Here is a 26600-nt window from a genome sequence, read left to right as displayed (position 1 = left end):
ACATCGCGGCGGGCGCGCATCGCGGCCGCCGCACGGAAAGGGAGAATGAGGATGAGATGTATCACATCTGCGGCGATCGGCCTCGCGCTGGTCATGGCGGTTCCCGTCGACGCGGCCCCGGCCCCGGATTATCAAGCGGCGAGTGCGACGCTGGCGCAATATAAGCAGGCGATCGAGAGCCGCGATCTGTCGGGGGTCGATGCGCTGTTCGCGCCCGACGCCCAGATATTCGAGTCGGGCGGCATCGAAGGGAATTTCGCGCATTATCGCGACCATCATCTTGCGCCCGAACTCAAGGCGTTCAAGTCCTTCGCCTTCCGCGACTACAAAGTTTCGGTCCGGGGCGAAGGGGACGTCGCGATCGCAACCGAGACCTATTCCTACACGATCGTCCTTCCGAGCGGCGAGACTGTCGCGCGCGATGGCGTTACAACAAGCGTCCTCAAATGGACCGACGGCAAATGGCAGATCATCAACCTCCACAGTTCATCCCGCAAACCGAAGGCTTGAGCGACCATAGTTGGCGCCGCCGGTCCGGCCGATGGACCGGCGCCTCATGCCCAAAAATCTGTTTGACGATGATTTCAGTAAGGATCATGCTTTCGTCATGAAGCGCTGCTTCTCCCTCCTTCTCCTCTTTGGAGCCCTGCTGGGTCTCCTGGCCCAGGAAGCTGCGTTCGCTTCCGCGCCGGCGATGCCGATGCAGGGCACGGAGATCGCCGCCCCGGTGATGAGCGACGAGTGCGCGGAGATGATGGGGATCGACAGGTTGCAAGACGAGGGGCCTTGTCAGGGGCTCACTCTCGACTGCATCGCCAAGATGGGCTGCGCGCTGCCGCCTGCCGTCGTATCGGCGGCCATACCGCTCACGGTCGAAGCTCATATCCCCGGTTTGCTCGATCCGCTTCCCGTCCGGCGGCTGAATGGCCGGACAATTGGCCCAGAACCCGATCCACCCCTACTTCTCGGCTGAATTGCGCGATGCGCGCCGGCCCGTTCCGGCGTGCATCTTCGAGCTTTTCAACTGAGGAATTCGACATGAAGACGATATTTGCCGTTGCCGCGCTCGCGGCAGCAACGCTTGCCGCCCCCGTTCTCGCACAAGAGGCGTCCGGCGGCCATTATGAATGGCAGACCCGCCAGGTGCCCGGACCGAACAAGGCCAACACGACCTCGCGGGTTCGGGTCTGGGTCAAGGACAGGCCGGCTCAAATGGCCGACTGCAACTGCGACATGATGAAGTCCAATCCGGCCGACTGTATGAAGAAGATGGCCGGCGACCACATGGCGCATCCCGGAGCGTAAAGCTCTCCGCCCCCGGCGCCATTGCGCCGGGGGCGGTCCTGCCCGGTCCACAAAAGGGGGACATCATGCGCTTATTCCTAGCGGCAGCTCTGCTTGCGCTGCCGACGGCCCTTCGCGCCGCACCCATATCGTTCGACGAAGCACTTCGGCTTGCCGAAATCCGTGCACCCGAATTGCGCGCCCGCGAAGCGAGCGTCGACGCGGCCACATCCGCGGCCATCGCGGCCGACCGCTTGCCCGACCCCAAGCTCGATCTTGCGATCAAGGATCTCCCGGTGACCGGCCCTGACGCGGGCCGGTTCAACCGCGATGACTTCACGATGCAGGTCATCGGCATAAGCCAGGAATTCATCAATCCCGCCAAGCGCCGCGCCCGCGCCTTGCGCGCGCATGCCGACATCGACGTTGCCGAAGCCGAGCAGGCGGTCGCAGCCCAGGATATCCGGCTGGCAACCGCGCTGGCGTGGATCGATCTTCACTATGCGAAGAGGCGGCTGAAGGAACTCGATCTGCTCGATGGCGAGCTCGACGATCTGCAGGCAACGGTAAGCGCCCGACTCGCCAGCGGCGCGGCACGTCCGGCGCAGGCGCTCGAACCCGAACAACTGCGCGCCCAGCTCGCCGACAGGCGCAGCGCGCTCACCGCCGATATCGCGCGATACCGGGCGCAGCTTACCCGGTTTACCGGCGATACCGCGGCCGATACGACGGGCGACTTGCCGCCGCTCGCCGTCGATGGCGACGCGCTTCGCGCCGGCCTCGCCGCCTTGCCGCTGCTGCGCGCCTATGACGCACGGACATTGGCCGCCGACGCCGAGACCGGGCTCGCACGCGCCGACAAGCGACCCGACTGGACGGTCAATGCCGCATACGGCCGGCGCGAACCAAATTTTGGCGATCTCGTCACGGTCGGGGTGACGATCGACCTGCCGCTGTTTGCGAAAAAACGGCAGGATCCCAGAATTGCGGCACGCGCGAGCGAAGCGACGCGCGCGCGCCTCGATCGCGAGGCGGCCGAACGCGAGGTCGCCGCGGCGCTTTCCGCCGACCTCGCCATGCACCGCATGCACGACGAGCAGCTTGCCAATGCCCGCACAAGACTGGTGCCGCTCGCGAAGCAGCGCGCCCAGCTCGATCTCGAAAGCTTCGGGGCGCGGCGTCTCGATCTCGGCACCGCGCTCCTGTCGACGCTCGCGCTTGCCGAAGCCGAGGTCGATGCACTGGCACGCGAAGGCGAGGTGGCGCGCGACGCGGTGCGGATCATTTTCACTTATGGGGAGGCACGGCGATGACCGATGCAACGACGGCGGCACGGTGGCGTGCCGCAATATTGGCCGCCGTGCTCGTGGCGGGCGGCGGGGGCTATTGGCTCGGACAGCGCGGGACCAACGAGATGGCGTCGGAGGCGGCCGGCACCGACGGCGGCAAGGTCCTCTATTATTACGACCCGATGTTCCCGAACCAGAAGTTCGACAAGCCCGGCAAGTCGCCCTTCATGGATATGCAGCTCGTGGCGAAATATGCCGACGAAGGCGGCACCGCGCCCGGCGTCGCGGTCGATCCCTCGGCGCGGCAAAGCCTCGGCATTCGCGCGGTTGCCGCCGAAATGGGCAGCCTCGCCGCGACGCTCGACGTCACCGGGACGGTCGATTTCAACCAGCGCGACGTCGCGATCGTCCAGGCCCGCTCGGGCGGTTTCGTCGAGCGCGTTTACCGGCTCGCGCCGGGCGACGTCATCGGCGCGGGCGCACCGATCGCCGACCTGCAATTGCCCGAATGGGGCAGCGCGCAGACCGAATATCTCAGCGTCAAACGGCTCGGCAGGCCCGACCTCACCGCTGCCGCCCGGCAGCGGCTCCGCCTGATGGGGATGCCCGAAGCGGTGATCGCGCAGGTCGATCGCAGCGGTCGCACCGGCGGCACGGTGACGGTGCGCGCGCCGATCGGTGGCGTCGTCCAGACGCTGGGTGCGCGCGCTGGCGTGACCTTGGCCGAAGGCCAGACCCTCGCCGAAATCTCGGGGCTGGGAACGGTGTGGCTGAATGCCGCGCTCCCCGAAGCCCAAGCGGGCGCGGTGCAGGTCGGCCAGCGCGCGACCGCCAAGCTCACCGCCTTTCCGGGCGAAGCCTTCGGCGGCCGTGTCGTTGCCATCCTGCCGACTGCAGCGGCGGATAGCCGGACGCTGACGGTGCGCGTCGAGCTCGCCAACCGCGGCGGGCGCCTTCGCCCGGGCATGTTTGCAAGCGTGGCACTGGGGGGCGATGCCAAGCCCGCGCTGCTGGTGCCGAGCGAAGCCGTCATCCGCACCGGCACCCGCAGTATCGTGATGCTCGAGACGGGCGACGGGCGCTATCATCCCGCCGAAGTCCAGACCGGGCGCGAGGGCGGCGGCAAGACCGAAATCTTGCGCGGCCTCGCGGCCGGCGAGAAGGTCGTCGCCTCGGGCCAGTTCCTGCTCGATTCCGAAGCAAGCCTGACCGGCATCGCGGTGCGGCCGCTGGACGGTGCGAAATGATCGAACGGATCATTCGCGCATCGGTCGCCGCGCGCGGGCTGGTCGTGGCCGCGGCGCTGATCCTGACGCTGATCGGGATCGCCGCCGTGCGGACGACGCCGGTCGATGCCCTCCCCGACCTCTCCGACGTGCAGGTCATCATCCGCACCACCTATCCCGGCCAGGCGCCGCGCATCGTCGAGGATCAGGTCACCTATCCGATCACGACGACGATGCTCTCGGTTCCCGGCGCGCGCGTCGTGCGCGGCTATAGCTTTGTCGGCGACAGCTTCGTCTATGTCCTCTTCGAGGACGGCACCGACCTTTATTGGGCGCGCAGCCGGGTGCTCGAATATCTCAGCCAGGTGCAGAGCCGCCTTCCCGAAGGGGCGAAGGCATCACTTGGCCCCGACGCCACCGGCGTCGGCTGGATCTATGAATATGCGCTCGTCGACAAGAGCGGGCGCCACGATCTGGCTGCGCTGCGCAGCCTGCAGGACTGGTTCCTGCGCTTCGAGCTCAAGGCGGTGCCCGGCGTCGCCGAGGTCGCGAGCATCGGCGGCATGGTGCGCCAATATCAGATCCTTGTCGATCCGCAGAAGCTCGCCGCGTTCGGCGTGACCGCGCAGGATGTGACCGACGCGCTGAAGCGCGCCAATCAGGAGAGCGGCGGCGGGACGGTCGACATGGCCGAAGCCGAATATGTCGTGCGCGCCGGCGGCTATCTCAAAAGTCTCGACGACTTTCGCGCCGTGCCGCTCCGCACCGCAGCGGGCGGCATTCCCGTGACGATCGGCGATGTCGCGACCGTCCAGATCGGCCCCGACATGCGGCGCGGGATCGCCGAACTCAATGGCGAAGGCGAAGTCGCGGGCGGCGTGATCGTGATGCGTCAGGGCCAGAACGCCCGCGAGGTGATCGATGGCGTGCGCGCCAAGCTCGGCGAGCTGAAGCGCGGCCTGCCGCCAGGGGTCGAGATCGTCACCACCTATGACCGGTCGGGACTGATCGATCGCGCGGTCGATAATCTCACCTCGAAGCTCGTCGAAGAATTTATCATCGTCGCCATCGTCTGCGCGCTGTTCCTGTGGCACGCGCGCTCGGCGCTGGTCGCGATCCTCACCCTGCCGCTCGGCATATTGATCGCCTTCATCGTCATGCGGTTCCAGGGACTCAACGCCAATATATTGTCGCTGGGAGGCATCGCGATCGCCGTCGGCGCGATGGTCGACGCCGCAGTCGTGATGATCGAAAATGCCCACAAGCATCTCGAGCATTGGGAAAGAGATCATCCGGGCGAGGAGTTGAAAGGCGCCGAACGCTGGCGCGTGATCACCGATGCCGCCGCCGAAGTCGGACCGGCGCTGTTCCTGAGCCTCCTCATCATCACATTTTCCTTCCTCCCCATCTTCTCGCTCCAAGGACAGGAAGGGAAACTGTTCGGGCCGCTCGCCTTCACCAAGACCTATGCCATGGCGGCGGCGGCGATCCTCTCGATCACGCTCGTCCCGGTCCTCATGGGCTGGCTCATTCGCGGGCGCATCCCGAACGAGCAGGCCAATCCGGTCAATCGCTGGTTGACACATGCCTATCGCCCGGCGCTCGATTGGGTTCTCCGTCGCCCCGGAAGGGCGCTGGCAATAGCCGGGCTGGTCTTTGCGACCAGCCTGTGGCCGCTGACCCAGCTCGGCGGCGAATTCATGCCCCAGCTCGACGAGGGCGACCTCCTCTATATGCCATCGGCGCTGCCAGGCATCTCGGCGGCCAAGGCCTCGAGCCTGCTCCAGCAGACCGACCGGCTCATCAAGACGGTGCCCGAGGTCGAGAGTGTGTTCGGCAAGGCCGGGCGCGCCGACACCGCGACCGATCCCGCCCCGCTCGAGATGTTCGAGACGACGATCCGCTTCAAGCCGCGCGATCAATGGCGCGCCGGCATGACCCCCGAAAAGCTGGTCGCCGAGCTCGACGCGCGCGTGAAGGTTCCGGGTCTCGCCAATTTCTGGATCCCGCCGATCCGCAACCGCATCGATATGCTGGCGACCGGGATCAAGAGCCCGGTCGGCATCAAGGTGGCGGGATCGGACGTCGCCGAGATCGACCGCACCGCGAAGCGGATCGAGGATGTCGTCCGCAAGGTTCCGGGCGTCGCCTCGGCGCTCGCCGAGCGGCTGACCGGCGGGCGCTATATCGACATCGACATCGATCGCGCCGCCGCCGCGCGTTACGGTCTCAATGTCGCCGACGTGCAGGCCATTGTTGGCGGCGTCATCGGCGGCGAGACCATCGGGCAGACCGTCGAGGGGCTGGCGCGATATCCGATCAGCGTGCGCTATCCGCGCGAACTGCGCGACAGCCTCGGCAAGCTCGAAAACCTGCCGATCCTCACGCCATCGCGCCAGCAGATCACGCTGGGCACCGTGGCAAGAGTGCGGATCAGCGACGGCCCGCCGATGCTGCGGACCGAGAACGCCCGGCCGGTAACCTGGATCTATGTCGACGGCCGCGACCGCGACCTGCAGACGCTGGTCGGCGATATCCAGCAGGCGGTCGCGCGCGACGTCAAACTGCCGCCGGGCGTCAGCATCTCCTACACAGGCCAGTTCGAATTCCTCGTTCGCGCGACCGAGCGGATGAAGGTCGTCGTGCCGGTCACGCTCGCGATCATCCTCGTCCTGCTCTACCTGACCTTCCGGCGCTGGGACGAGGCGCTGCTCATCATGGCGACGCTGCCCTTCGCGCTCACCGGCGGGCTGTGGCTGCTCTATCTGCTCGGCTATAATCAGTCGGTCGCGAGCGCGGTCGGGTTCATCGCGCTCGCGGGGGTCGCCGCCGAGTTCGGCGTCGTGATGCTCATCTATCTGAAGCAGGCGCTCGCGGCACGCGGCGACGGTCCGATCGTTGCGGCGGTCCGCGACGGAGCCTTGCTCCGGGTCCGCCCCAAGGCGATGACCGTCGCGGTCATATTGGCGGGGCTGTTCCCGATCCTCGTCGGCACGGGGACCGGCTCCGAGGTAATGAGCCGGATCGCCGCGCCGATGATCGGCGGGATGATCACCGCACCTCTGCTCTCGATGTTCATCATCCCCGCCGCCTATCTGTTGATGCGCCGGCGATGGCCCGATCAACAACCGTTGAAAACCCCGAAGACGTGACATGAAAACAAGGAGAATGAATATGAAATCGATGCGCATTCTGGCTGGCGGCATGGTGCTGCTGATCGCCGTTTCGGCGTGCAGCCCCGCAGCCGACAAACAGACCACCACCGCTCCCAAGGAAGCAGCCGGTGCGACAGCATCTTCCGAAGTGCAGCATGGCAAGGGCGAAGGAACGATCACCGCGATCGACGCAGCCAAAGGAACGGTTACGCTCGATCATGGCGAAATCGCCGCCCTGAAATGGCCGCCGATGTCGATGGGGTTCGAGGCATCGGCGGATTTGCGCAAAGGTCTGAAGGTCGGCGATCGCGTCGCTTTTGAACTCGACTGGAATGGCGCCACGGGCCGCATCACGCGGATCGAGGCTCTTCCCCCGTCCTGATAGCGGTTGCGGCCCGGGCTTCGCGCGTCGCGTCAGTTTCGCGTAGCGCCGCGCATCGGCTCGAGAGTCTGAATGATCTTGCAGTCGCCGACCTTTCCCAAGCGGCAGCCGCCGATGACGCGTGCGAGTTCGTCGCGCATTTGGGACAGGTCGGCGATCTTGCGCTCGATTGTCACGAGATGGCTACTCGCGACCGCATCGACGGCGCCGCAGGGCTGGTCGCGATCGTCGGCGAGCGCAAGAAGCTCGCGGACTTCGTCCAGCGAGAATCCGAGGTCGCGCGCGCGCCGGATGAAGGACAGCCGCAACAGCTCTTCGGTTCCATAGGAGCGATAATTGCCGCCCGTCCGTGCCGGCGGCGCCAGCAGGCCCGCTCCTTCATAGTAGCGGATGGTTTCGACCTTGGTGTCGGTCGCACGCGCGAGTTCGCCAATTTTCATCGCTTGACCCTATAGTTGCTAGAGGGTGCATATAGCTGTCCGACTCGCAACGGGAAAGGACGGATGACATGAGCGATTGTGGCTGCGAAGCCGACGAAAAGCGCGCGGGCGTCGACCCCGCCTACCGGCGCGCGCTCTGGATCGTCGTCATCCTCAACCTCGGCTTCGGCGTGATCGAACTGGCCGGTGGCTTCCTCGCGCGGTCGCAGGCGCTCAAGGCCGACTCGCTCGATTTCATCGGCGATGGCTCGATCACCCTTATTGGACTGATCGCGCTTGGCTGGACCGCCGTCGCGCGTAGCCGCACGGCGCTGGTTCAGGGCTGCTTTCTGGCTGTTCTGGGGCTCGGGATTATCGGATCGGCGATCTGGCGCTCCTTCCATGCCATCGCGCCCGAAGCCGACCTCATGGGGGGCATCGGCGTCGTGGCACTGCTCGTCAACATCTCGGCGGCGCTGGTGCTCAGCCGTTTCCGCAACGAAGGCGATGCTACGGCGCGCGCGATCTGGCTGTTTTCAAGGAACGATGCCCTCGCCAATGTCGCCGTCATCGTCGCGGCGGGTCTGGTTGCCGTGACGGGCGAAGCCTGGCCTGACCTTCTGGTCGCCGGTGTCATCGCGCTGCTCTTCCTCCATTCGGCCTATGATATCATCCGTGACGCGCTTGGTGAGATTTCTTCGCACAAGCCGGGACAGACCGCACAGTAGCGCAGGACGGAAACCCGCCCTTATCCATGCCTGCAATCACGCGGTTTCTTGCGGGGCGCCGCTAGGCCGCGTGCGGCGCCCTCGCCCGGTTGAACCAGAAACCCGCGGCCAAGACGATCGCGGCCGCCAATTGTGCGAGAAGCGTCTGAACCGTCGGGTACACCCCCAGTATCGGGAATCGCGGAAACGCTGCCAGCGGCGTGACGCCGAGCAGGCCCGCTTCCTGCAGCCCGCCAATGCCCTTGCCGGCCAGGACGATCGCCAGCACTGCGATCAGGGCCGCACTCCATGAGAAGAATTGCGTGATCGGCAAGCGGGCGCTGAAGCGGAGCATGGCCCAGGCGATCAGACCCAACAATATGGCGGCCACCGCCGCGCCTGCCAGCATGGCGCCGCCATTTCCCTGCGCCCATATGGCGGCGTAAAAGAGGATGGTCTCGAAGACCTCGCGATAGACAACGAGGAAGGTCAGACCGAAGAGGAACCACGCCGACCGGCGCGACAGGGCAGCGGAGATCTTCTCCTTGATATACCGCTGCCAAGTTTCGGCATTGCTTTTGCCGTGCATCCAGATGCCCACCGAGATCAGGATGATCGCGGCGAAAAGCGAGCCAAAGCCTTCGGTGAGCTCGCGCGACGCCCCGCTGATTCCGATGAAATAGGTCGCGACGAACCAGGTCGCCGCCCCGGCGGCTAGAGCGGAAACCCAGCCGCCATGGACATATCCCATGACGTCAGTTCGCCCGGTTTTGCGAAGGAAGGCCATCATGGCGATGACGATCAGCAGCGCTTCAAGACCTTCGCGTAGCAGGACTCCGAATGCGCCGAGAAAGCTCGACGATGCGCTTGCCTGTTCAGGCGCGAGGGCCGCCTCGGCTTCGACGAACAGGCGGGCCACTTCGGCATTCGCCGCCTTCACCTCCGTGAGCGGGCGACCCTTTCCTATCGCCGAGCGCAAATTCCCCATCGCCATCTCGATCTTCGCCATGAGGTCAGGATCGCGGGCCGCAAGGACCGGCTCGACGGGCTCGAAACCATCGAGATAGGCGGATAGTGCCAAGTCGGACGCGGCGCCACGGTCGCCGGCCGCATAGGCCTTTAGGCTCGCGTCGAGGCGCTGGCGCGACAGCGCCAGCGAGCCGACCGGCTTCGCAACGACGGCCGCCGGCTGGCGGCGCAAAAAGGCGGTCAGCGGCCCGGCCTTTCCGTCGCCCAGTTCACGGGCGATATCCGCGGGAGTCTTGCCGACGAGAGTCGCAAGATCGGGGATGGCGGCACGAACGCGCGCGTCCTTTTCCCATATCTGTCGGCCCTCCGATTGCGACGATTCCGGAAACGCGATGCTTCCGACGTAAAAGGACAGGGCCCAGCGGTCGCTGTCGGGGAGGGCTTCGAAGCTCGCCATCGACGTCCCCTCGAGCCCCTGCGAAATCACCTGATAGAGGGCGAACAGGCTGCGCTCGCGTGCGCGCGCCGCGTCGGTGAAGGCGATCGGGGGCGGATCGAGCCCCGCAGCGCCCGGACCGTTTCCGGCACCGGTCGCGCCGTGACACATGGCGCAGTTTTCTGCATAGAGCTTCGCGCCGCGCGCCAGATCAGGAGCCGAGCGCGGCGCGAGCGGAACGGGATAGCTTGCAAGCAAGGCCCCGGCGAGCCGCCGCGACTGTGTTTCGATGGTAGCCGGTGCAGATTTCGCGGCGATCGATTGGCGCAAGGCTGCGGCCTGGTTGACCAAATTCGGCTTGGCGGTCTTCTGCGGCAGGCGTTTCAAACGCGTTTCGACCTGCGCCGCGAATTCGGTCATCTCGGCATATTCCGCCGGACTGACGACCTTGCCGCCGGACACCGCACCCGGATAATCCACTGCGACATAGTCAAGCAGCCGCCAAATGGTCTGAACCTCGGGCTCGCTCGCGCGCGCTGGCTGGAGAGCGACCAGCGCCAGCAGCAGGAAAGCAAGCGCCCCCCTGCCCAGGGCACGCATCAACGCGAAGGAAACGCTTTTGGAGAAAATCGCCACGCCAGCTGCCTTTATTGAGAATGATTTGCATTGGCCGATCCGAGCGTGGCAATCAACGCAGAATCGGCTCTTGGCAATCTGGAAGTTGCCAGCGACAGCCTCACCCGCAGCAGGATTTGTCGCCGCTCTCCTGAATCGGCGGGCAAGGGATATCGCCGTAGGAACAATAGACGCAGCAGTCGCCAGGCTTGGGCTTGAGAACCGCACCGCAGCCGCGGCAATCGTAGAAATATTGGCACGCGTTGGTCGGCATGGTCTCGGTCGACTGGTGGCCGCATTTCGGACAGGTCAGGGTCGAAAACAGTTGGATCGCCGCGTCAGACATAGGTGTAACCCGCCCAGAGCAGCGCCGCGCCGAGAAGCAGGCCAAAAAATGTGAGAATGCGCATCCAGCGCGGCGTGCACAGGCCGCCGGGGCCGCAGCGCGCGGCAATCAGCTGCTGCCGCGTCAGCAACATGGCACCGACAATGAGGCACAAGGCGCCGATGACGAGCAAGGGCGTTCGATATGGAGCCGCCACGATGGCCACGCCGCCAAGCCACGCCGCACCGATGCCGACCGACGCGAAGAGAAAAGGCAGCGCGCAACAGGCAGCTACGCCGAACGCGGCGGCGAGACCCGCCAGAGTTACGGTGGCGGTAGCGATCCCCTTGGGCTGATTTGGCGGGTCGATCATGGGAGACTCCTTGCGAGGGGCATCGGAGCGCTCTACCATCTGTAGTAACTACAGATTCAAGAGGTATTTTTGCGATGGCGGCGAGCGGCGCGATCCAGATCGGCGAACTCTCGCGCCGCACCGGCTGCAACATCGAGACGATCCGCTATTATGAGAGAATTGGCCTCTTGCCGACGCCCTCTCGTCGGGGCCGTTTTCGCAGCTACGCACGCGAAGATGTTGCTCGCCTCGGCTTCGTGCGACGCGCGCGGGAACTGGGCTTCACCTTGGACGAAGTGCGCGCGCTGCTCGGACTCGCAAATGGCGGCGAGAGCCGCTGTGCCGACGTCCGCGACCTCGCGGCGTCGCATCTGAAGGACGTGCGCGAACGGATCGCGGACCTTGAGAGAATGGAACGCGTGCTGGCGGATTCGGTGCGTGCCTGCGACGCCGGTTTGGAGCCGGGATGCCCGCTGCTCGACGCGCTTGGCGCAGGATCGCGGGACGCAGAAGCCGCGTAGCCACCGCGCGCGCATCCGCTGCAATAAATGAAGAAATGAGGTAGGAACGACGGGGTTGACGGGCGACGGCTTGTCGCATTCACCGGGCGGCAAGGGATTACAAACAGGTATGGGGCGCGCAAATGAAGCTACGATCGCGATGCGGATCGTCATCGATCGGCCCGTCGTTGGCGTGACACACAGCCTTCAAACGAAGGATAATCAACCGATCGATGCAAAATGTTCGGCCGCCGGCGAATCCCTGTCGTTCGATTTTCCAGTCCGCATCGCCCCTGGACCGAAATTCCTTGGCGAGCATGTACGACGCGAAGGTGCCGAAAGACGGTTTGTCTATATCTGCATCGGACAATCGGCCGGGGACGAAGCCTCCCCTTGGACGCGCCGGATGAAGATCGACATCCATGACATGGAGCAGGAGCTTCTGGATCGTGCGCTACGGGGCGGTATCATCGAAATAACGGTCAGTGGAACGGGCAAAGATGGCACACCTGCCTGCGCCACGACCCGGCCGATCGGATGGCGGATCGCCTGATCAAAACTTAGCCCTTGCGCCCTTCATAAATCGAAATCGACCCGCTCGGGGTTTGAATGACCTTTGCCTCGGTCACGCCGGCAAACCCCGCCGCTTCGAAGATGCCGGGCATGCAGCCCTTGGCGTTGGGCTCGGTCATGTCGAAGCCATCGAGCAACTGCACCTGCCGGAATAATGTCCGCATGAGCAGGTTTCGCTGCAGGCCATAGTCGGCGACCAGCATCAGGCCGCCCGAGGTAAGGGCCCGATACATGGCGTGCGCGATCGCTTGCTTGGTTTCGATGGCGCATTGGTGGAAGACGAGGCTCGAGACGATGACGTCGCAGCTTCCCACTATAGCATCGGCCCGGTCGCCCATCGCCTGTTCCCATTGCACCGCGACCCCGGCCGCCTCGGCCTTGCCGCGGGCGAGGTCGAGCGCCGGAGGGTCGGGGTCGATCCCGATGACTTCGGCGTCGGGGAAGGCCTGCTTGATGGCGATAGCGAGCGTGCCTGTTCCGCAACCAATATCGACGATCCGCGCATCGTTTGTCGGCGGGACGCGGCGTATGAGTTCCGAGCGCCAACGCTTTTCGCGTGTCATGAGGGCGATCGCCCGATCATATTGGTCGGTGAGTTCGTGTCGTCCGAGCGGCGGGACATAGTCCTGCTCTTGCGCATTTGTCTGGGTCATGCCGACACGCTAGCGCGCACGCGGCGGACGGGCTTGAACGAAGCGGCTACGTCGCGCGAATTGCTGAGACGCCAGGCCTAGGCCGCGAACAGCTGGCTCGCATTGACGCCGAACATATGTTTGATCGTTCGCGCAAAATGCGCAGCGTCAGAAAAGCCGCCGCCGTGCGCCGCCTCTGTCACATTCTCCCCGGCCGCAAGCCGCTGTGCCGCAAGGCGCATCCTGCGCCAGAGAATATAACGGCGAAGCGGGATGCCTAGCTGCTCGACGAAGAGATGCCGGAAGCGATCGGGCGAAAGGCCTGCGGCGCCGGCGAGCGCTGCGAGACGAACAGGACCAGTCTCGAGCTGACTGTCGAGCAGCCACATAGCATCGATCAGCCGGCGATCGCGCTGCGCCGGCTCTTCCTTCGCCAGCCAGCCCTCCCAGAAGGCGATACCCGAAGGTTGCGAAACGAGCCGATACGGCCCAGCCGAAATCGCTGCAACGAGCTCGGGAAGCACCGCGTGCCTTGTCGGTTCGACGAAATAGAGGTCGGCTAAAGGGCGCGGACGAAGGCGATGCGGAACATTTGGTTCGATCAGGAGCGTCGGCGCTTCAATGACCGCGCCCGCATGCTCGACACTGGCCGATGGCGCGGCGATAACGGCCTGTGCGGCAAAATGACTGTGCGACAGAGAATCGCCGACCGCACCACGCCAGCGCGCCGAAAATTCGCCGATCTCGAGAGTGCCGGGCCAATTGCGCGCGTCCGTCACCGCCATGTCCCTTCCGATCAGTTTAGCGTTTGCTCGCTTCTACTTCGGCACGGACCTGTGCGTAGAGCGGCTCGGGACCGAATTCTGCCAAGGGCTTCCCGTTGACGAAGAAGGTGGGCGTTCCCTTGATGCGGAGCGTGTTCGCGTCGGCGATATCGGCCTCCATATTCGCGCGTGCAATATCGGTTGGCATCGCCTTCGCTTTCTCGACATCGAGGCCGGCCGCCTTTGCAGCCGCCCAGGCGCCGTCCATCTGGCCATCGTGCCATGACGGCTGGGCCTCTAGAATAGCCTCCATTACAGGCTCCAAAACCCCCTGCTGGCGCGCCGCCTCAAGAATGACGATTGCTTCCGCCGATCCCGGATGAAGCGGGAGGTAGCGCATCACGAGGCGGACATCCTTCGGATAGGTGGCGAGGATCTGCTTCACCGCAGGATAGAATGCGCGGCACGCTTCACACGACGGATCGAAGAATTCGACGATCGTCACGGGCGCCTTCTTGGGTCCGATCACGGGCGAGTGAGGCCGGACAAAGGTCTCGGCGGGCAAGGCTGCCGCCACAATCGGCGCCGGCTCGCCTGCGACTGACGCGCTGTATAAAGTGACGCCGGCCGCGAACGCCCCGGCGGCGATCAGTCCCATCAGGACGACAGCGGATTGTCTTTTCATGATTTCGAGTTCCGATAGCAAAATATGAGGAAAAGGATGATGGCGGTGAAGGCGCAGAGCGACAGCAGCGGTATGGGAAGGCTGCCGTATAGAGTCATGGCGCCCTCGGCGCACGATGGTCCGGTGCCGCAGGGCTGTAGCCCTTCAGACACGACGCCGAGATAGAGGAGCAGATGGTATAAGGCGACGACCCAGCCGATCGCGGCTAGCGGCGCGGCATAAACGATGACGCTTCGGTCGGAGCGAAACGCGGCAATGGCCAGGATGATTGCCAACGGGAACATGAAGGCCCGCTGGAACCAGCACAAGACACAGGGGGCCTGCCCCATTACCTCGCCAATAAAAATCGCCCCGAGACTTGCCGTCAGCGCCACAAGCCACGCCCCGATAAGTGCGAGCCATGCGGCAAGAGCGGTCGCGCGCCTTTCCCGGATGATCATGTTCATGGCCGCCGCCCCTTCTTCGCGCGAATGGCTTTCGCTGCCGGGTTGGTCCGCGGCCGCGCGAGATATTGCGTCAGGAAACGGTCGGTCTCGCTCAGAAGCACTTCGAAATTTCGGCGAGTCTTGGGCAGGCTCAAGCGAGCGATCAGCCCCTTGCATCTTATGCTATGGGTCAACCGCGCACCTTCCGGCACCCGCTCGATTTTGAAATGTTCCTCGATCGACAACAGCATCCCGCCGAGTTTCACGTCGAACGCGAGGTGCTCACCTGGGTCGCAATGTGATATGGTTGCCGTGACGCGCCAAAAGCGCGGGTTGGCCGGGTTCATTCGGAAGGCATATTCGACCTCCGCCCCGCGCTCGGGGAGGCCTTTGGGCCGGACATAGGGATTCCAGCGTTCATATTGGTCGAAGTTCGCCAACACCTCCCAAAGCTGCGCCGGCGATCGCGGCAGCAGCGTCTCCCTCGCAATCTCAAACACAGTCACCTCCCAAATTCACTACAGCACTCCGAGGGCGCAGCTACTCGCGGTACGCGAGCAGGCGAAGCGCGTTGGCTACGACGACGAGGGTCGATCCCTCGTGCGCCGCGACGGCGGGGCCGATACCGAGACCGAAGATCGTCGCGGGAACCAGCACGACGACGACGCCGAGGCTCACGACCATATTCTGACGGATGATCGAGCGGGTGCGGCGGCTGAGCCCGATCGCGAAAGGCAGATGCGCGAGATCGTCCGCCATGAGCGCCACATCGGCGGTCTCGAGCGCGACGTCCGAGCCGGCGGCGCCCATAGCGATACCGACAGTGGCGCTCGCCATCGCCGGGGCGTCGTTGACGCCGTCGCCGACCATCGCCACGGGCATCTCGGCGCGTAGCTTCTTGATCGCATCGACCTTCTGCTCTGGCATCAGGTCGCCCCAAGCTTCGCTGATGCCGACTTCGGCGGCGATCGATTCGGCGACCCGCTGATGATCACCGGAAATCATGATCATCCGCCCGATACCCAGTTCGCGCAGACGCGAGATCGTCTCACGCGCGGCGGCGCGCGGCGTGTCCATGAGCCCGATCGCGCCCAGGTCGCGCGAGCCCTTGCGGACTATCATCGTCGTGCGGCCATTCTCCCGCAATCGCTCGATCGCGTCGGCCATTTCGGGCGAGAGGGGGGCAATGCCGTCGGTCCCGAACATCTCCGCCTTGCCGATGCTGACCGTCTCGCCATCGACCTGCGCCTGGACGCCGCGCCCAATCAGGTTTTTGAGGTCAGCGGCAGCAGGAAGCGGCGCATCCTTGAGCATCTCGCGCCCGTCGCGCGCGATGGCCGCGGCGAGCGGATGATCGCTGAGGCTCTCGACCGCAACCGCGACCGCGAGCAGTTCGGTATCGGTCGCGCCGGTCGCCGGGACCACGTCAGTGATGCGCGGTCGTCCTTCGGTCAGCGTTCCCGTCTTGTCGAAAGCAAGCGCGGTCAGCGAGCCGAGGTTTTCGAGCGGCCCGCCGCCTTTGACGAGGACGCCGCCGCGCGCGGCCCGCGCCACCCCGGACAGCACCGCGCTTGGGGTCGCGATGGCCAGGGCGCAGGGACTCGCCGCGACGAGGACGGCCATGGCCCGATAGAAGCTATCGCGGAACGGCTCGTCGACAACGAACCCCGCGAAAAGCAGGAGGAAAACGAGCCCGAGGACGCTCGGCACGAAGATGCGCTCGAACTTGTCGGTAAAGCGCTGGGTCGGCGATTTCTGCGTCTCGGCCTCGTTGACCATCTTGACGACTTTCGCGAGCGTCGTGTCGGTGGAAAGCCGGGTCACCGCGATTTCGATGGCGCCTTCGCCGTTGATCGTGCCGGCGAACACGCGGTGTTTCGCCTCAAGCGCGTCGGCGCGCAACGCGGCTTCTTTCGCGTCGACGACCGGCTCCTTGTCGACAGGCACGCTCTCTCCGGTCACGGGAGCCTGATCGACGCTCGACCGGCCCAGGATCACGAAGCCATCGGCGGGAAGCCGCTCATTGGGCTTCACAATGACGATGTCGCCGACAAGCAGCTCCTCGACCGGCACCTCGCGCGGTTCGCCGTCGCGGCGAACGAGCGCGGATTGCGGGGCCAGTTCGGCCAGCGCCTCGATGGCGCGCTTCGCACGTCCCATGGCATAATGTTCGAGGGCATGGCCGAAGCTGAACAGGAAGAGCAGCAAGGCGCCCTCGGCCCAGGCACTGAGCGCGGCGGCGCCGGCAGCGGCAACGAGCATCAGCGTGTCGATCTCGAACCGCTTGAGCTTCAGATTCTCGATCGCCTCGCGCAGCGTGAACCAGCCACCGAGACCATATGCGGCGATATAGAAACCCAGCGGCACCCAATCGGGGAGCGCCGTCAGTTTCTCGATCGCAAAACCGATGCCGAGAACCACGCCGCACAGCAGCGCGACATAGAGCTCGGTGTTCGCACCGAAGATACCGCCATGGGCATGACCATGATCGCCCTCGCCATGCTCGCCATGATCATGGCCGCTATGGTCGTCTTTCTCGGAATGCCTCTGCTTCGCTAGCATCGGTTCGGCCGCTCCCACAGTCTTCTTCTGGTAGACGCCCATATCGGCGAGCGCCTGACGGATCTGGTCGAGTGAAATATCGCTCGTGCGGAACTCGGCGCGGATCACGCCCGCCGCGCTAGCCTCCGCCTCGACGATGCCGGGAAGCTGACGCAAACGATCGCTCACCGTGCGAGCGCGCCGCGTGTGTCCGAGCCCCTCGACGTCGGTCCAGAGAAGATGCTGATATTGCTCGGTCAGCGCCGCCCCGGCGCTCCGGGCGAGCTGGCGCACCCGTTCCAGCGGGACGATGTCGGGATCATAATGGATGCAAAGCTGCGCGGGCGCGTCGCCCTGCGCGGCTACGACATGCGCCTTTTCGACGCCCGGCCGGCCCTGCAATTCACCTGACAGCCGTTCGATACAGCGGTCCGCCTCGTCGGGCACTTCCGGGAGCAGGAGTTCGATATCGAGCCTGACCGTTTCCGTCATTGTTCAATCCTCAATATTCCAACCATTTGCTGGACCTTTTCTGATAATTCCCAGGCTCCCGGCAACAGCGCTGCCTTTTGTCCGCATGGCGATCGGTTTCACCTGACATCGGCTCATTCGTGGGAGGCGGGCCCGTTGTGTTACGGCAACCAGGTCAAGCATGTATCGCGTCCTCATCGCCACATGCGACGGTCTCGGTCTGAATTGTCGAGTGCTGGATATTGAACTGCGTGCCCAGCATCGCGGCGACCGCGCCGCGCAGCGCCTCGGGATCGGCGCCCGCCGCGAGGACGATATGGGCGGTCAGGCTGGCATCGTCGCCAGCGACCGACCAGACGTGCAGATCGTGAACGCCCGCCACGCCATCGACCGAGCCCATCGCAGCGCGCACGGTGTCGAGATCGATGCCACGGGGTACGCCCTGGAGCAGGATGTGCGTGGTGTCGCGCAAGAGCGACCAAGTGCGCGGCAGCACCCAAAGGCCGATGGCGATGGCCACGACCGGATCGATCCAGGTCTTGCCCGTGAGCCAGATCAGCACCGCAGCGCCGATTACGCCAATCGATCCGAGCATGTCCGCCCACACTTCGAGATAGGCGCCCTTCATGTTCAGGCTTTTCTCGACGCCGCCGGCGAGCAAGCGCATCGCAACGAAGTTCACGATCAGGCCGATGGTCGCAACGACCAGCATGCCCACCGATTCCACCGGCTGCGGATCGACGAAGCGCGACACGCCTTCATAGAGGATATAGGCGGCCACCACGAACAGCAGCACGGCGTTGAAGGCCGCAGCGAGAATCTCGAAGCGGCGGTAGCCATAGGTTCGCTGCTTGTCGGCTTGCTTCTGGCCGACCTTAACCGCCACGAGGGCGATCGCCAGTGCAGCGGCATCGGTAAACATATGCGCCGCGTCGGACAGCAGCGCGAGGCTGCCGAACCAATAGGCCCCGATCAGTTCGGCGACGAGGAAGGTGGAGGTAAGGCCGAGCGCGATGGCGAGCCGCCCCGAAGTCGCACCTGCGCCATGGCTGTGGCCACTCTCGCCGGCGTTCTTGGCGTCAGCGGCGTCGTCGGCATGATCGGGAGCCGCGGTCATGTCAATTCGCCTTCGGCGGGCTTTGGGGCATCGCCTTTTCCCGACGTTCCAACCAGCTTTGCATCACAGCGACCTCCTTTTCCTGCGCAGCTATGACCGATCGGGCGAGTTCGCGCACCTCCGGGTCTTTGCCATATTGCAGCGCGACCTTGGCCATCCCCACCGCGCCCTGATGATGCGGAATCATCGACCGCATGAAGTCGGTGTCGGCGTCGCCCGTCAGAACCACTGCCATATCCTTGTGCATCCTGTCGGCCGCCGCCTCGAACGCCTTGGCCGCCGGCGTCGAGGTGGCCGCAGCCGCATGCTGCATATCGCCATGTCCGGCGCTGTCCGCGTCGGTGCTCGGCTTTCCGGATGAACAGGCCGCAACTAAGAGTCCAAGCAGCAATATGGGGGTCTTCATCACCCTGCCTCCCGGGAAAGCCGATGGCGGCGGTGAGCCGCCATCGGTTTCGTCCTGCGTGGCATGAGGAGCTTGATGCTCGCTCATGCCGGTTTGCCGCCCGTATCGTCACCGGGCAGGAAGACCCGTTCTCCGAGCGCGGTGACGTCGGTGTAGTCGCCGGCAACATGCTTGTTGTGCCGGCCGCGAAGCAGCAGATGGCTGATCGCGGGCAGGACGAACAAGGTCAGCAAGGTCGAAGTGATCAGCCCGCCGATGACGACGATTGCGAGCGGCTTCTGCACTTCGGCGCCGGTCCCGGTCGCAAGGGCCATCGGTACGAAGCCGATCGCGGGCACGATGCCCGTCATCAGCACCGCGCGGACGCGTTCCATGACGCCCTCGCCGATCGCGACATCGACAGGTTTGCCTTCGTCGATGCGCTGGTTGATGCTCGACATCACGACCAGCCCATTGAGCACCGTCACGCCCGAAAGCACGATGAAGCCCACGGCCGCCGATACCGAGAAGGGCAGCCCGGTCAGCAGGAGCGAGAAGACGCCGCCAGCCAGCGCGAGAGGGATTGCGGAATAGACCGCGATCGCCTGGCGCACACCGCCCAATGCCATGAACAGGATGCCGAATATCGCCGCGAAGATGATCGGGATGACGATCGACAGCCGCGCCGATGCGGCTTGCAGATTCTCGAACTGCCCGCCCCATTCGATAAAGCTCCCTGTAGGAAGCTTGACCTGCGCATTCACCTTCTCCTGCGCCTCGGCGACGAAGGAGCCCAAGTCATTGCCGCGGACATTGGCTTGCACCACGACGCGCCGCTTGCCGTTTTCACGGCTGACCTGGTTCAACCCTTCGGAGAAGCCGAACTTGGCGAGTTCGCTGAGCGGCACCGATGCCCGCGATCCGCCCTCGCCGGGAAGGAGCACAGGAAGCGCCCCTACCGCGTCGAGATCGTCACGCGTGGCGCGGTCGAGACGGACGACGATGTCATAACGCCGGTCGCCTTCGAACACGATCCCGGCCTCGCGTCCGCCAAGTGCGGCGGCGACCGTATCGCTGACGTCCTGCAAGGTCAGGCCGTACCGCGCGATGGCATCGCGGTCGAACTGAACGTCGAGCACGGGGAAGCCCGCGGTCTGTTCGACCTTGACGTCGGCGGCGCCCGGAACGGTGTTCAGGATCGCTGCCACCTGCTGCGCAGCGCGGCCCATTTCGTCGAGATCGTCGCCGTAGAGCTTGATCGCGATGTCGCCGCGCACGCCGGCAATCAGCTCGTTGAACCTGAGCTGGATAGGCTGGCTGATCTCGAACGCATTGCCAACGAGCGGTTCAAGCTTCTTCTCGACCCGCGCGATCACATCATCCTTGGTGCTGACGCCATCAGGCCATGCGTCCTTTGGCTTCAGGATGATGAAGGTATCCGACGCGTTTGGCGGCATCGGATCGCTGGCGACCTCGGCCGTACCCGTCTTCGAGTAGATGAAGGCGACTTCGGGGAGAGTCGATACGGCCTTCTCGACCTGTAGCTGCATCGCCTGCGACTTGTTCAAGGATGTCGACGGGATACGAAGCGCCTGCATCGCGAGATTGCCTTCGCCCAGCACCGGGATGAACTCGCTGCCGAGCATGCCGAACACCAATATGGCCGCGGCAAAAGTACCGCCACCGGCACCGATCCACGGCCAGGGGCGCGCGATGACGCGCTTGAGCACGGGCTCATAGCGGGTCTTCACCCAAGCGATCGCGCGCACTTCCTTCTCGGCGACCTTGCCGCGAAGAAGCAGTGCGACCATCGCGGGGACGAAGGTCAGCGATGCAATGAACGCACCGGCCAGAGCCAGCAATACCGTGATCGCCATCGGCGAGAAGGTCTTGCCCTCGACGCCGGTGAAGGTGAGCAAAGGCACGAACACGAGGAAGATGATCGCCTGCCCGTAGATCGTCGGCTTCACCATTTCGCGCGAGGCTTCGAATACCTCGTGCAGACGTTCGCTCAGCGAGAGCAATCGCCCTTCATGATGTTGCCTCTCAGCCAGTCGCCTGAGGCAGTTTTCGATGATGATGATCGAGCCGTCGACGATGAGGCCGAAGTCTAGCGCGCCGAGGCTCATCAAATTGCCCGACGTGCCGGTGATGTTCATGCCCGTCCCCATGATCAGGAACGAGATCGGGATGACAAGCGTGGCGATCACCGCCGCACGGAAGTTGCCGAGCAGCCAGAACAAAACCGCCGCGACAAGCAAGGCGCCTTCGGCGAGGTTCTTCTCGACGGTGCCGATCGTCGCGTCGACGAGCTGCGAGCGATCGAGCACGGGTTTGACGACGATGCCCGCGGGCATGGATTTCGTGACGTCTTTCAAGCGTTCGGCTGCGGCCGATGCCACGATCCGGCTGTTGCCGTTCGCCAGCATCAAGACCGTGCCGACAACCAGCTCCTTGCCATTTTCCGATGCCGACCCGGTCCGCAATTCGCCGCCGATCTGCACGGTCGCAACGTCACGAACCATGACGGGAACCCCGCCGCGGCTTGCAACGGTGGCGCGACCGATCTCGTCGAGCGTGCGGATGCGGCCATCGGCGCGCACGAGAAAAGCCTCCCCGCCGCGTTCGACGAAGTTGGCGCCGACCGAGATGTTGGCGCGTTCGAGAGATTCAGCGAGCTCGGAAAAGCTGATGCCGTAGGTTGCCAATTTTGTCGCATCGGGCTGGACGACGAACTGCTTTTCATAGCCACCGATCGAGTCAATGCCGGCAACGCCGGATACCGAGCGCAGTTGCGGGCGGATCACCCAGTCTTGCACCGTCCGCAGGTAACCGAGCTTGGCCACCTCGTCGGTCAGGACTTCGCCCGTGGGCGTAATATAGGATCCGTCGGGCTGAGGTCCTGGCTTTCCCGCGATCTTGGGCGTTTTGGCCGTGCGGTCGAAATCGACGGTGTACATCAGCACCTCGCCGAGCCCGGTCGAAACCGGACCCATTTGCGGTTCGGCGCCGTCAGGCAGCGTGCCCTTCGCTTGGTTGAGCCGCTCGGCCACCTGCTGGCGGGCGAAATACAGGTCGGTGTGATCTTCGAAGATCACCGTGACCTGGCTGAACCCGTTGCGCGAGATCGAGCGCGAACTTTCCAGACCGGGGATTCCCGCCATCGCGGTTTCGACTGGAAAGGTTACCAGCCGTTCGATGTCGAGTGGCCCGAGATTGGGCTCGACCGTATTGATCTGTACCTGCTTGTTGGTGATGTCGGGGACGGCATCGATCGGCAGCTTCAGGAGCTGGGTAAGGCCATAAGCGGATATGATGAGGGTGAGGATGACCACACCCCAGCGAAAGCGTATCGACGCGTCGAGAAGTTTTTCGATCATCTCAATGCTCCGCCTCGCCCTTGCCGATTTCGGCTTTGAGCAGGAAAGCACCCTTGGTCGCGATGACCGCGCCCGGTTTCACCCCGTCGACAATCTCGATACGGCCGCCGCCGCGCTTGCCGGTAACCACCGTCATGGCCTGGAAGCCTTTGGCGGTCTTGACGAAAACGACCTCGCGGCCTTCGACGGTCTGCACCGCTTCCTCCGGCAGCGCGATCAGGCTCGACCCGGCAGCGTCGCGCGGCTTGATCCGCGCACGCAACCCCTGGCCGGGCGTCAGGCCGCCGATGCCATCGGGGACGAGGACAATCGTCGCCGTCTTGCTTTCCGCGTCGAGGCTCGGGGTTGCCGACCGAACCACCGCATTCACGGTCTCGCCGCCCAGCAGTTCGATGACCGCGGTATCGCCCGGGCTGATCCGCCGCGCATCTGCGGCGAGCACCGAGGCGTTGATCTGGATGCGGCGGGGATCGGAGACCCGGAACAATTCGGTGCCCGCAAGCACATAGGACCCGAGTTTCGCGTCCGACTTGGTGACCCGTCCAGAAATCAGGCTCGTCACCGCCAGCGTGCGGCCGTCGCCCGATACCTTGGCGGCGGCGGCAGCCGATTGCGACCGCCGTACTTCGGACTCGGCCTCTGCGAGCGCCGCCGCGGCGGCCTCGAGATCCTGCTTCGCCGTAATCCGCGCATCGAATAGCTTCTTTTCGCGGGCATAGGTCGAGCGCGCAAGCGCAAGTCGCGCCGTCGCCGAGCTGCGCTCGGATGCGATCGCCGCCGCGTCGCGGCTTTCCATCACCGCGACCGCCTCGCCGGCACGAACCTCGTCGCCGAGACGGCGGTTTATGCGGGTAATCGCGCCGTCGGCGCGCGCCGTCAGCACGGCCTCGCCTTCGGGGGTCGACGCGACGACGCCCTGCGCGAGGATTTCCGAGCCGAGGCCGCCGGCTTGGATCGTCTCGGTGACGATGCCCGCGCCCTTGGCGCGCGCCTCGTCCATCAGGATCTGGCCTTCGACATGGCCTTCCTCTTCTTCCTCGGCAGGCGCCGCAGCAGGTGCTGCGACGGGTGCGGTCATCGACCGGCCGATCAGGATGCCGCCGCCGCCGAGCACGAGTGCCCCGACCGCCACAGCGGCCATCAGGCGATTTTTATTTTCGAAGATTTGCATGTTGTGAGTCCCCTATTGCGCGTTCGCGCGGCCCAGCGCAGCCAAGGCGCGGGCGCGGTCGAGTTCGGCTTCAATGAGTTTGAGATTGGCGCTGGTCAGCGCCTCCTGGGCATCGATCAGCTCGATGAGCGTGAATTTGCCCTGCTGGTATCCGATTTCGGCAACCCGGGCCGCTTCACTCGCCTGGAACAGTCCGGCGCCCGACAAGGCCGTCACACGCTCTGTGGCGGCCGAGAGCATCAGCTCGGCGTCGCGCCGCGAGAAGCGGGTATCGAGACGCGTCTGGGCAAGCTGGGCTTCGGCGGCTTCGCCGCTCGCGCGCGCTGCATAGATATTGCCGCGATTGCGGTTGAAGACCGGAAGCGGGATCGATACGCCGACGATGAACGCGGTATCCTTGCTTTCGCGGAAGTTTCGGACGCCGCCCGACGCGGTGATGTCGGGAACGCCCTCGGCCTGAGCGAGCTGGATCCGCGCCGAAGCGGCATCGCGCTCTGCTGCCGCGAGACGTTCGTCGAGGCTCTGGGCATCGGCCGGCAAGGCGGGCGGCGTCGGAATATCCTGAGCGATGGCCGAGAGCACGGGATCCTCGCTGCCGATGCGCAAGGCCAGTTCCTGCCGCGCCGACAAAAGCTCCGATTTTGCGCGCAGGCTTTCAGCCTTCGCCTCGGCGAGCAGCGCGTCGGCGCGCAGCTTGGTCAGCGGCGGATCGCGTCCGACGTCGACCAGCGTCTCAGCGATGCGTGCGAGTTCGATCGCTCTGGCATAGACGCTGTCGGCGAGCTTCGCGCGATCCTCGGCCGCGCGCAACTCCGCGTGCGACACGATGATGTCATATGCGAGGTCGGCCTCGGCCTTTCGCAGCGCGATTTGCGCAAAGTCCCGCTCAGCCGCCGCGACCTCCTTGCGGGCGCGCCGCTTGCCGCCGAGCTCGAACGGCTGCGACACCGCGACTGTGGTCTCGGTCTGGCGAAAGGTTCGATAGGGTCCGGTGCCGCTGAAATTCTCGACTTCGGCGGATATGGTGGGGTTCGGACGCACGCCCGCCTGCATGGCGCGACCTTCGGCCGCCTTCAGTTCGGCTTTCGCTTTGGCAATTCGAGGGGAGACATCCTGTCCGCGCGCAAGCGCATCGGACAGGGAGACAGGCTCGGCGTATGCCGGTTGACCTGCCATGGCCAGCATCCCTGCGAACAGCAGGGTGCCCAATGATTTAGACATAAATTCTCCTGATCAATGCAAAACGACGCAGGCAAATGCCTGCGCGAAGCAGTGATCAGGCGGCTGGAGGTTGTGTTGGTGGCGCGGTCGCGCGCGACGCGAGCGCCGCAGAGGCACGCGACATATGGCTGTCCCGCGCAAGTACACCCGAGTCTGACAGCGCGGAATTTTCCGCGATCAGGCCGGCCGGGCAGTGATGATGATGGAGCAACTCGCTGCCGCTTCCGGTCGGCGAATTACCATCCGGCGCACCCTCGTTCGAGACTTCGACACAAGTTTGATGGTGCGCCTCAACCAATGTTGCCGGCACATTGTCGAAGGCCATGGCAGGCGTATCCACGCCCGCCAAGAGCGCCGCAATGAGCAACATAAACTGGATGAGGCCATTTCGCATCACCCGCCGGTTAGCAGCCGTGCGAGGCGCAGGCAAGTCGCCGTTCATGACGCATCCTGCAGCACAAAAGGCCGCAAATCCTCGGGCACCGGCATCGGGATGAAAGCACTGACGCGGGCACGCCCCGTGTTGCCGACGGGCAGGCGTCCGGTCAGCGCGCCGAACGGAACAAGCGCTAAGCGGAGCAGCTGACCCGACATTTCCCGCATATCGCGGCGCGAAAACGCAAATGCGAACATCCTCGTATGCGAACCCATGTGCAGCCATAATCTGCGCTGAGCGAGGATATGGGCGCGCTCAAGGTGCCGCCATGCCGCGGCGACCTCGCCGATTGCCCTCGCTGTTCGATATTCCCTCAGTTCGAGAAAATAAGCGGTGCGAACGGGGTCTTCGACTTTGCTTGATGCCTTTGCGATCTTAGCGGGGCGAAGGTCGTTTGCCATGCGCGTTCCTCTCGAATCACCTCGAGTCGGAACATGACCTACACCCTGTAGTCGCTACAGGGTCAAGCGCCTGAATCTAGGACAGTCCTGATCTTGAGGTCATACGCAACGGCTTGGAACGGACTATTGTGCCGACCGAATGGCGCCCGCCGCCGATATTCGACAGCGCAGATTGGGTTTGAATGGGCGTCACCGGCGCTGCGCAACTTCCGAACACGCGCAGCCTCCGTTCGGGCATTGGTTTCGATCCCTGCCGAGGCGGGTCGAGCTGCCGCTTGTCAACGGAAGGGACCGCAACTACACGCGTGGGTGTGCCAACATCTCCCGCCCGTGCAATTGACCGCATGATCGCGACGCTCTGCGTGGCGCTGATGATGTTCTATGCGGCGACAATGCCCGCCAAGGCGGCCGCCCAGATCCAGCATGCGCCGGCCCTCATGGTGGCGCACGATCATCAAGGGGCAGATAATTTCGCGATCGCCGCGGTGCACGACGACCATGCGGCGCCTCATGACGAGCCGGCCGATAGCGGTGATCAGTCCGACGACGATCTGGGTGGCAGTCACCATCATCATGGCGATAGCGGGCCGAACCTGCTCGTTCCCAATGTCGTTGCGGCACCCGCCATAGCGCCTTGGCGCTCACCGCATGGGACGCGGATCGAACGGCCGATTGCCGGCCTGCGATCTCTCGGGCCCGAGCGCCCTCCCAGAACCACCTCGCTGACCGTCTGAGTTCC

Annotated in this window: 28 protein-coding genes; 11 read left to right on the top strand and 17 right to left on the bottom strand. The window is 64.6% G+C overall.

The genetic code is table 11. The features are described from left to right. The first annotated feature begins 51 nt into the window (after positions 1-51). The 7 genes from CVO77_RS12775 to CVO77_RS12745 all read left to right on the top strand — a co-directional run bounded on the left by CVO77_RS12775 (position 52) and on the right by CVO77_RS12745 (position 7336). Positions 52-510, top strand: coding sequence for a YybH family protein (locus CVO77_RS12775; protein WP_088440034.1), 459 nt, complete (start codon positions 52-54; stop codon positions 508-510). A 46-nt stretch (positions 511-556) separates the two neighbouring features. Then, positions 557-973, top strand: a complete 417-nt coding sequence (locus tag CVO77_RS12770) for a hypothetical protein (protein WP_242445927.1) — start codon at positions 557-559, stop codon at positions 971-973. Positions 974-1038: 65 nt separating this feature from the next. Next, positions 1039-1305, top strand: a complete 267-nt coding sequence (locus tag CVO77_RS12765; protein ID WP_105999380.1) for a hypothetical protein — start codon at positions 1039-1041, stop codon at positions 1303-1305. A 65-nt stretch (positions 1306-1370) separates the two neighbouring features. Next, complete coding sequence (locus tag CVO77_RS12760; protein WP_088440036.1) at positions 1371-2597, top strand: TolC family protein; 1227 nt, start codon at positions 1371-1373, stop codon at positions 2595-2597. Continuing rightward, on the top strand, positions 2594-3820 hold the full coding sequence (locus tag CVO77_RS12755) for an efflux RND transporter periplasmic adaptor subunit (RefSeq protein WP_088440037.1): 1227 nt from the start codon (positions 2594-2596) through the stop codon (positions 3818-3820). The genes CVO77_RS12760 and CVO77_RS12755 overlap by 4 nt, the downstream gene beginning before the upstream one ends. Next, positions 3817-6951: an efflux RND transporter permease subunit gene (locus CVO77_RS12750; RefSeq protein WP_088440038.1), complete on the top strand. Its 3135-nt coding sequence runs from the start codon at positions 3817-3819 to the stop codon at positions 6949-6951. The genes CVO77_RS12755 and CVO77_RS12750 overlap by 4 nt, the downstream gene beginning before the upstream one ends. 22 nt (positions 6952-6973) lie before the next feature. Continuing rightward, positions 6974-7336, top strand: coding sequence for a copper-binding protein (locus tag CVO77_RS12745; RefSeq protein ID WP_088440552.1), 363 nt, complete (start codon positions 6974-6976; stop codon positions 7334-7336). A 32-nt stretch (positions 7337-7368) separates the two neighbouring features. Here CVO77_RS12745 and CVO77_RS12740 read toward each other — a convergent pair whose 3' ends face one another. Then, the gene (locus CVO77_RS12740) at positions 7369-7776 is read right to left on the bottom strand and encodes a MerR family transcriptional regulator (protein WP_088440039.1); all 408 of its coding nucleotides are present in this window, start codon (positions 7774-7776) and stop codon (positions 7369-7371) included. A 68-nt stretch (positions 7777-7844) separates the two neighbouring features. Between CVO77_RS12740 and CVO77_RS12735 the strand changes: the two genes are divergently transcribed. Further along, positions 7845-8483 (top strand): cation efflux transmembrane domain-containing protein, encoded by a 639-nt coding sequence (locus CVO77_RS12735; protein ID WP_088440040.1) that lies wholly within the window; start codon positions 7845-7847, stop codon positions 8481-8483. A gap of 61 nt (positions 8484-8544) precedes the next feature. Here CVO77_RS12735 and CVO77_RS12730 read toward each other — a convergent pair whose 3' ends face one another. The 3 genes from CVO77_RS12730 to CVO77_RS12720 form a co-directional block, all read right to left on the bottom strand. Beyond that, positions 8545-10467 (bottom strand): cytochrome c/FTR1 family iron permease, encoded by a 1923-nt coding sequence (locus tag CVO77_RS12730; RefSeq protein WP_088440553.1) that lies wholly within the window; start codon positions 10465-10467, stop codon positions 8545-8547. A 136-nt stretch (positions 10468-10603) separates the two neighbouring features. Beyond that, complete coding sequence (locus CVO77_RS21820) at positions 10604-10756, bottom strand: GDCCVxC domain-containing (seleno)protein (RefSeq protein WP_275541970.1); 153 nt, start codon at positions 10754-10756, stop codon at positions 10604-10606. Positions 10757-10820: 64 nt separating this feature from the next. Further along, positions 10821-11180, bottom strand: coding sequence for a mercuric reductase (locus CVO77_RS12720; RefSeq protein ID WP_088440042.1), 360 nt, complete (start codon positions 11178-11180; stop codon positions 10821-10823). A gap of 74 nt (positions 11181-11254) precedes the next feature. On the opposite strand from CVO77_RS12720, the gene CVO77_RS12715 reads away from it, so the two are divergent. Together CVO77_RS12715 and CVO77_RS12710 are read left to right on the top strand one after the other, a co-directional pair. After that, positions 11255-11680, top strand: a complete 426-nt coding sequence (locus CVO77_RS12715; protein WP_088440043.1) for a MerR family transcriptional regulator — start codon at positions 11255-11257, stop codon at positions 11678-11680. Between the two features lie 109 nt (positions 11681-11789). Further along, positions 11790-12212: a DUF5990 family protein gene (locus CVO77_RS12710; protein WP_088440044.1), complete on the top strand. Its 423-nt coding sequence runs from the start codon at positions 11790-11792 to the stop codon at positions 12210-12212. Positions 12213-12219: 7 nt separating this feature from the next. On the opposite strand, the gene CVO77_RS12705 is transcribed toward CVO77_RS12710, so the two are convergent. The 13 genes from CVO77_RS12705 to CVO77_RS12650 form a co-directional block, all read right to left on the bottom strand. Next, entirely contained in the window at positions 12220-12885 is a 666-nt protein-coding gene (locus tag CVO77_RS12705) for a class I SAM-dependent methyltransferase (protein ID WP_088440045.1), read from the bottom strand. Between the two features lie 77 nt (positions 12886-12962). Then, entirely contained in the window at positions 12963-13649 is a 687-nt protein-coding gene (locus CVO77_RS12700; protein ID WP_088440046.1) for a helix-turn-helix transcriptional regulator, read from the bottom strand. Positions 13650-13665: 16 nt separating this feature from the next. Continuing rightward, on the bottom strand, positions 13666-14286 hold the full coding sequence (locus tag CVO77_RS12695; RefSeq protein WP_242445926.1) for a DsbA family protein: 621 nt from the start codon (positions 14284-14286) through the stop codon (positions 13666-13668). A 23-nt stretch (positions 14287-14309) separates the two neighbouring features. Continuing rightward, entirely contained in the window at positions 14310-14759 is a 450-nt protein-coding gene (locus tag CVO77_RS12690; RefSeq protein ID WP_229667480.1) for a disulfide bond formation protein B, read from the bottom strand. Continuing rightward, on the bottom strand, positions 14756-15238 hold the full coding sequence (locus CVO77_RS12685; RefSeq protein WP_158213759.1) for an SRPBCC family protein: 483 nt from the start codon (positions 15236-15238) through the stop codon (positions 14756-14758). The genes CVO77_RS12690 and CVO77_RS12685 overlap by 4 nt, the downstream gene beginning before the upstream one ends. Before the next feature lie 40 nt (positions 15239-15278). Beyond that, complete coding sequence (locus CVO77_RS12680) at positions 15279-17771, bottom strand: heavy metal translocating P-type ATPase (RefSeq protein WP_088440049.1); 2493 nt, start codon at positions 17769-17771, stop codon at positions 15279-15281. Between the two features lie 154 nt (positions 17772-17925). Beyond that, entirely contained in the window at positions 17926-18867 is a 942-nt protein-coding gene (locus CVO77_RS12675; RefSeq protein WP_105999379.1) for a cation diffusion facilitator family transporter, read from the bottom strand. A gap of 1 nt (position 18868) precedes the next feature. Further along, complete coding sequence (copM, locus tag CVO77_RS12670; protein WP_188682406.1) at positions 18869-19273, bottom strand: CopM family metallochaperone; 405 nt, start codon at positions 19271-19273, stop codon at positions 18869-18871. Positions 19274-19356: 83 nt separating this feature from the next. Beyond that, positions 19357-22632: an efflux RND transporter permease subunit gene (locus tag CVO77_RS12665; protein WP_088440052.1), complete on the bottom strand. Its 3276-nt coding sequence runs from the start codon at positions 22630-22632 to the stop codon at positions 19357-19359. 1 nt (position 22633) lies between these two features. After that, positions 22634-23803 (bottom strand): efflux RND transporter periplasmic adaptor subunit, encoded by a 1170-nt coding sequence (locus CVO77_RS12660; protein ID WP_105999378.1) that lies wholly within the window; start codon positions 23801-23803, stop codon positions 22634-22636. Positions 23804-23815: 12 nt separating this feature from the next. Further along, on the bottom strand, positions 23816-25024 hold the full coding sequence (locus CVO77_RS12655) for a TolC family protein (RefSeq protein ID WP_105999377.1): 1209 nt from the start codon (positions 25022-25024) through the stop codon (positions 23816-23818). A 55-nt stretch (positions 25025-25079) separates the two neighbouring features. Beyond that, positions 25080-25466: a hypothetical protein gene (locus CVO77_RS21035; RefSeq protein WP_146130869.1), complete on the bottom strand. Its 387-nt coding sequence runs from the start codon at positions 25464-25466 to the stop codon at positions 25080-25082. Next, positions 25463-25861: a DUF3703 domain-containing protein gene (locus CVO77_RS12650; protein ID WP_105999376.1), complete on the bottom strand. Its 399-nt coding sequence runs from the start codon at positions 25859-25861 to the stop codon at positions 25463-25465. Before CVO77_RS12650 ends, CVO77_RS21035 begins: the two co-directional genes overlap by 4 nt. A gap of 344 nt (positions 25862-26205) precedes the next feature. Here CVO77_RS12650 and CVO77_RS12645 point away from each other — a divergent pair, with 344 nt between their 5' ends. Beyond that, positions 26206-26595 carry a hypothetical protein gene (locus CVO77_RS12645; RefSeq protein WP_105999375.1) on the top strand — a complete coding sequence of 130 codons (390 nt, stop codon included), beginning with the start codon at positions 26206-26208 and terminating at the stop codon, positions 26593-26595. Positions 26596-26600: the final 5 nt, after the last annotated feature.

This window comes from Sphingopyxis lindanitolerans (assembly GCF_002993885.1).
Taxonomy (GTDB): domain Bacteria; phylum Pseudomonadota; class Alphaproteobacteria; order Sphingomonadales; family Sphingomonadaceae; genus Sphingopyxis; species Sphingopyxis lindanitolerans.
This window is presented reverse-complemented; position numbering and strand designations above follow the sequence as displayed.

What these genes read in the sequence shown, in the direction of transcription:
- CVO77_RS12775 (WP_088440034.1), top strand. Translation starts at nt 52, where the DNA reads ATGAGATGTATCACATCTGCGGCGATCGGCCTCGCGCTGGTCATGGCG.
- CVO77_RS12770 (WP_242445927.1), top strand. Translation starts at nt 557, where the DNA reads ATGCCCAAAAATCTGTTTGACGATGATTTCAGTAAGGATCATGCTTTC.
- CVO77_RS12765 (WP_105999380.1), top strand. Translation starts at nt 1,039, where the DNA reads ATGAAGACGATATTTGCCGTTGCCGCGCTCGCGGCAGCAACGCTTGCC.
- CVO77_RS12760 (WP_088440036.1), top strand. Translation starts at nt 1,371, where the DNA reads ATGCGCTTATTCCTAGCGGCAGCTCTGCTTGCGCTGCCGACGGCCCTT.
- CVO77_RS12755 (WP_088440037.1), top strand. Translation starts at nt 2,594, where the DNA reads ATGACCGATGCAACGACGGCGGCACGGTGGCGTGCCGCAATATTGGCC.
- CVO77_RS12750 (WP_088440038.1), top strand. Translation starts at nt 3,817, where the DNA reads ATGATCGAACGGATCATTCGCGCATCGGTCGCCGCGCGCGGGCTGGTC.
- CVO77_RS12745 (WP_088440552.1), top strand. Translation starts at nt 6,974, where the DNA reads ATGAAATCGATGCGCATTCTGGCTGGCGGCATGGTGCTGCTGATCGCC.
- CVO77_RS12740 (WP_088440039.1), bottom strand. Translation starts at nt 7,776, where the DNA reads ATGAAAATTGGCGAACTCGCGCGTGCGACCGACACCAAGGTCGAAACC.
- CVO77_RS12735 (WP_088440040.1), top strand. Translation starts at nt 7,845, where the DNA reads ATGAGCGATTGTGGCTGCGAAGCCGACGAAAAGCGCGCGGGCGTCGAC.
- CVO77_RS12730 (WP_088440553.1), bottom strand. Translation starts at nt 10,467, where the DNA reads ATGCGTGCCCTGGGCAGGGGGGCGCTTGCTTTCCTGCTGCTGGCGCTG.
- CVO77_RS21820 (WP_275541970.1), bottom strand. Translation starts at nt 10,756, where the DNA reads ATGCCGACCAACGCGTGCCAATATTTCTACGATTGCCGCGGCTGCGGT.
- CVO77_RS12720 (WP_088440042.1), bottom strand. Translation starts at nt 11,180, where the DNA reads ATGATCGACCCGCCAAATCAGCCCAAGGGGATCGCTACCGCCACCGTA.
- CVO77_RS12715 (WP_088440043.1), top strand. Translation starts at nt 11,255, where the DNA reads ATGGCGGCGAGCGGCGCGATCCAGATCGGCGAACTCTCGCGCCGCACC.
- CVO77_RS12710 (WP_088440044.1), top strand. Translation starts at nt 11,790, where the DNA reads ATGGGGCGCGCAAATGAAGCTACGATCGCGATGCGGATCGTCATCGAT.
- CVO77_RS12705 (WP_088440045.1), bottom strand. Translation starts at nt 12,885, where the DNA reads ATGACCCAGACAAATGCGCAAGAGCAGGACTATGTCCCGCCGCTCGGA.
- CVO77_RS12700 (WP_088440046.1), bottom strand. Translation starts at nt 13,649, where the DNA reads ATGGCGGTGACGGACGCGCGCAATTGGCCCGGCACTCTCGAGATCGGC.
- CVO77_RS12695 (WP_242445926.1), bottom strand. Translation starts at nt 14,286, where the DNA reads ATGGGACTGATCGCCGCCGGGGCGTTCGCGGCCGGCGTCACTTTATAC.
- CVO77_RS12690 (WP_229667480.1), bottom strand. Translation starts at nt 14,759, where the DNA reads ATGAACATGATCATCCGGGAAAGGCGCGCGACCGCTCTTGCCGCATGG.
- CVO77_RS12680 (WP_088440049.1), bottom strand. Translation starts at nt 17,771, where the DNA reads ATGACGGAAACGGTCAGGCTCGATATCGAACTCCTGCTCCCGGAAGTG.
- CVO77_RS12675 (WP_105999379.1), bottom strand. Translation starts at nt 18,867, where the DNA reads ATGACCGCGGCTCCCGATCATGCCGACGACGCCGCTGACGCCAAGAAC.
- copM (WP_188682406.1), bottom strand. Translation starts at nt 19,273, where the DNA reads ATGAAGACCCCCATATTGCTGCTTGGACTCTTAGTTGCGGCCTGTTCA.
- CVO77_RS12665 (WP_088440052.1), bottom strand. Translation starts at nt 22,632, where the DNA reads ATGATCGAAAAACTTCTCGACGCGTCGATACGCTTTCGCTGGGGTGTG.
- CVO77_RS12660 (WP_105999378.1), bottom strand. Translation starts at nt 23,803, where the DNA reads ATGCAAATCTTCGAAAATAAAAATCGCCTGATGGCCGCTGTGGCGGTC.
- CVO77_RS12655 (WP_105999377.1), bottom strand. Translation starts at nt 25,024, where the DNA reads ATGTCTAAATCATTGGGCACCCTGCTGTTCGCAGGGATGCTGGCCATG.
- CVO77_RS21035 (WP_146130869.1), bottom strand. Translation starts at nt 25,466, where the DNA reads ATGAACGGCGACTTGCCTGCGCCTCGCACGGCTGCTAACCGGCGGGTG.
- CVO77_RS12650 (WP_105999376.1), bottom strand. Translation starts at nt 25,861, where the DNA reads ATGGCAAACGACCTTCGCCCCGCTAAGATCGCAAAGGCATCAAGCAAA.
- CVO77_RS12645 (WP_105999375.1), top strand. Translation starts at nt 26,206, where the DNA reads ATGATCGCGACGCTCTGCGTGGCGCTGATGATGTTCTATGCGGCGACA.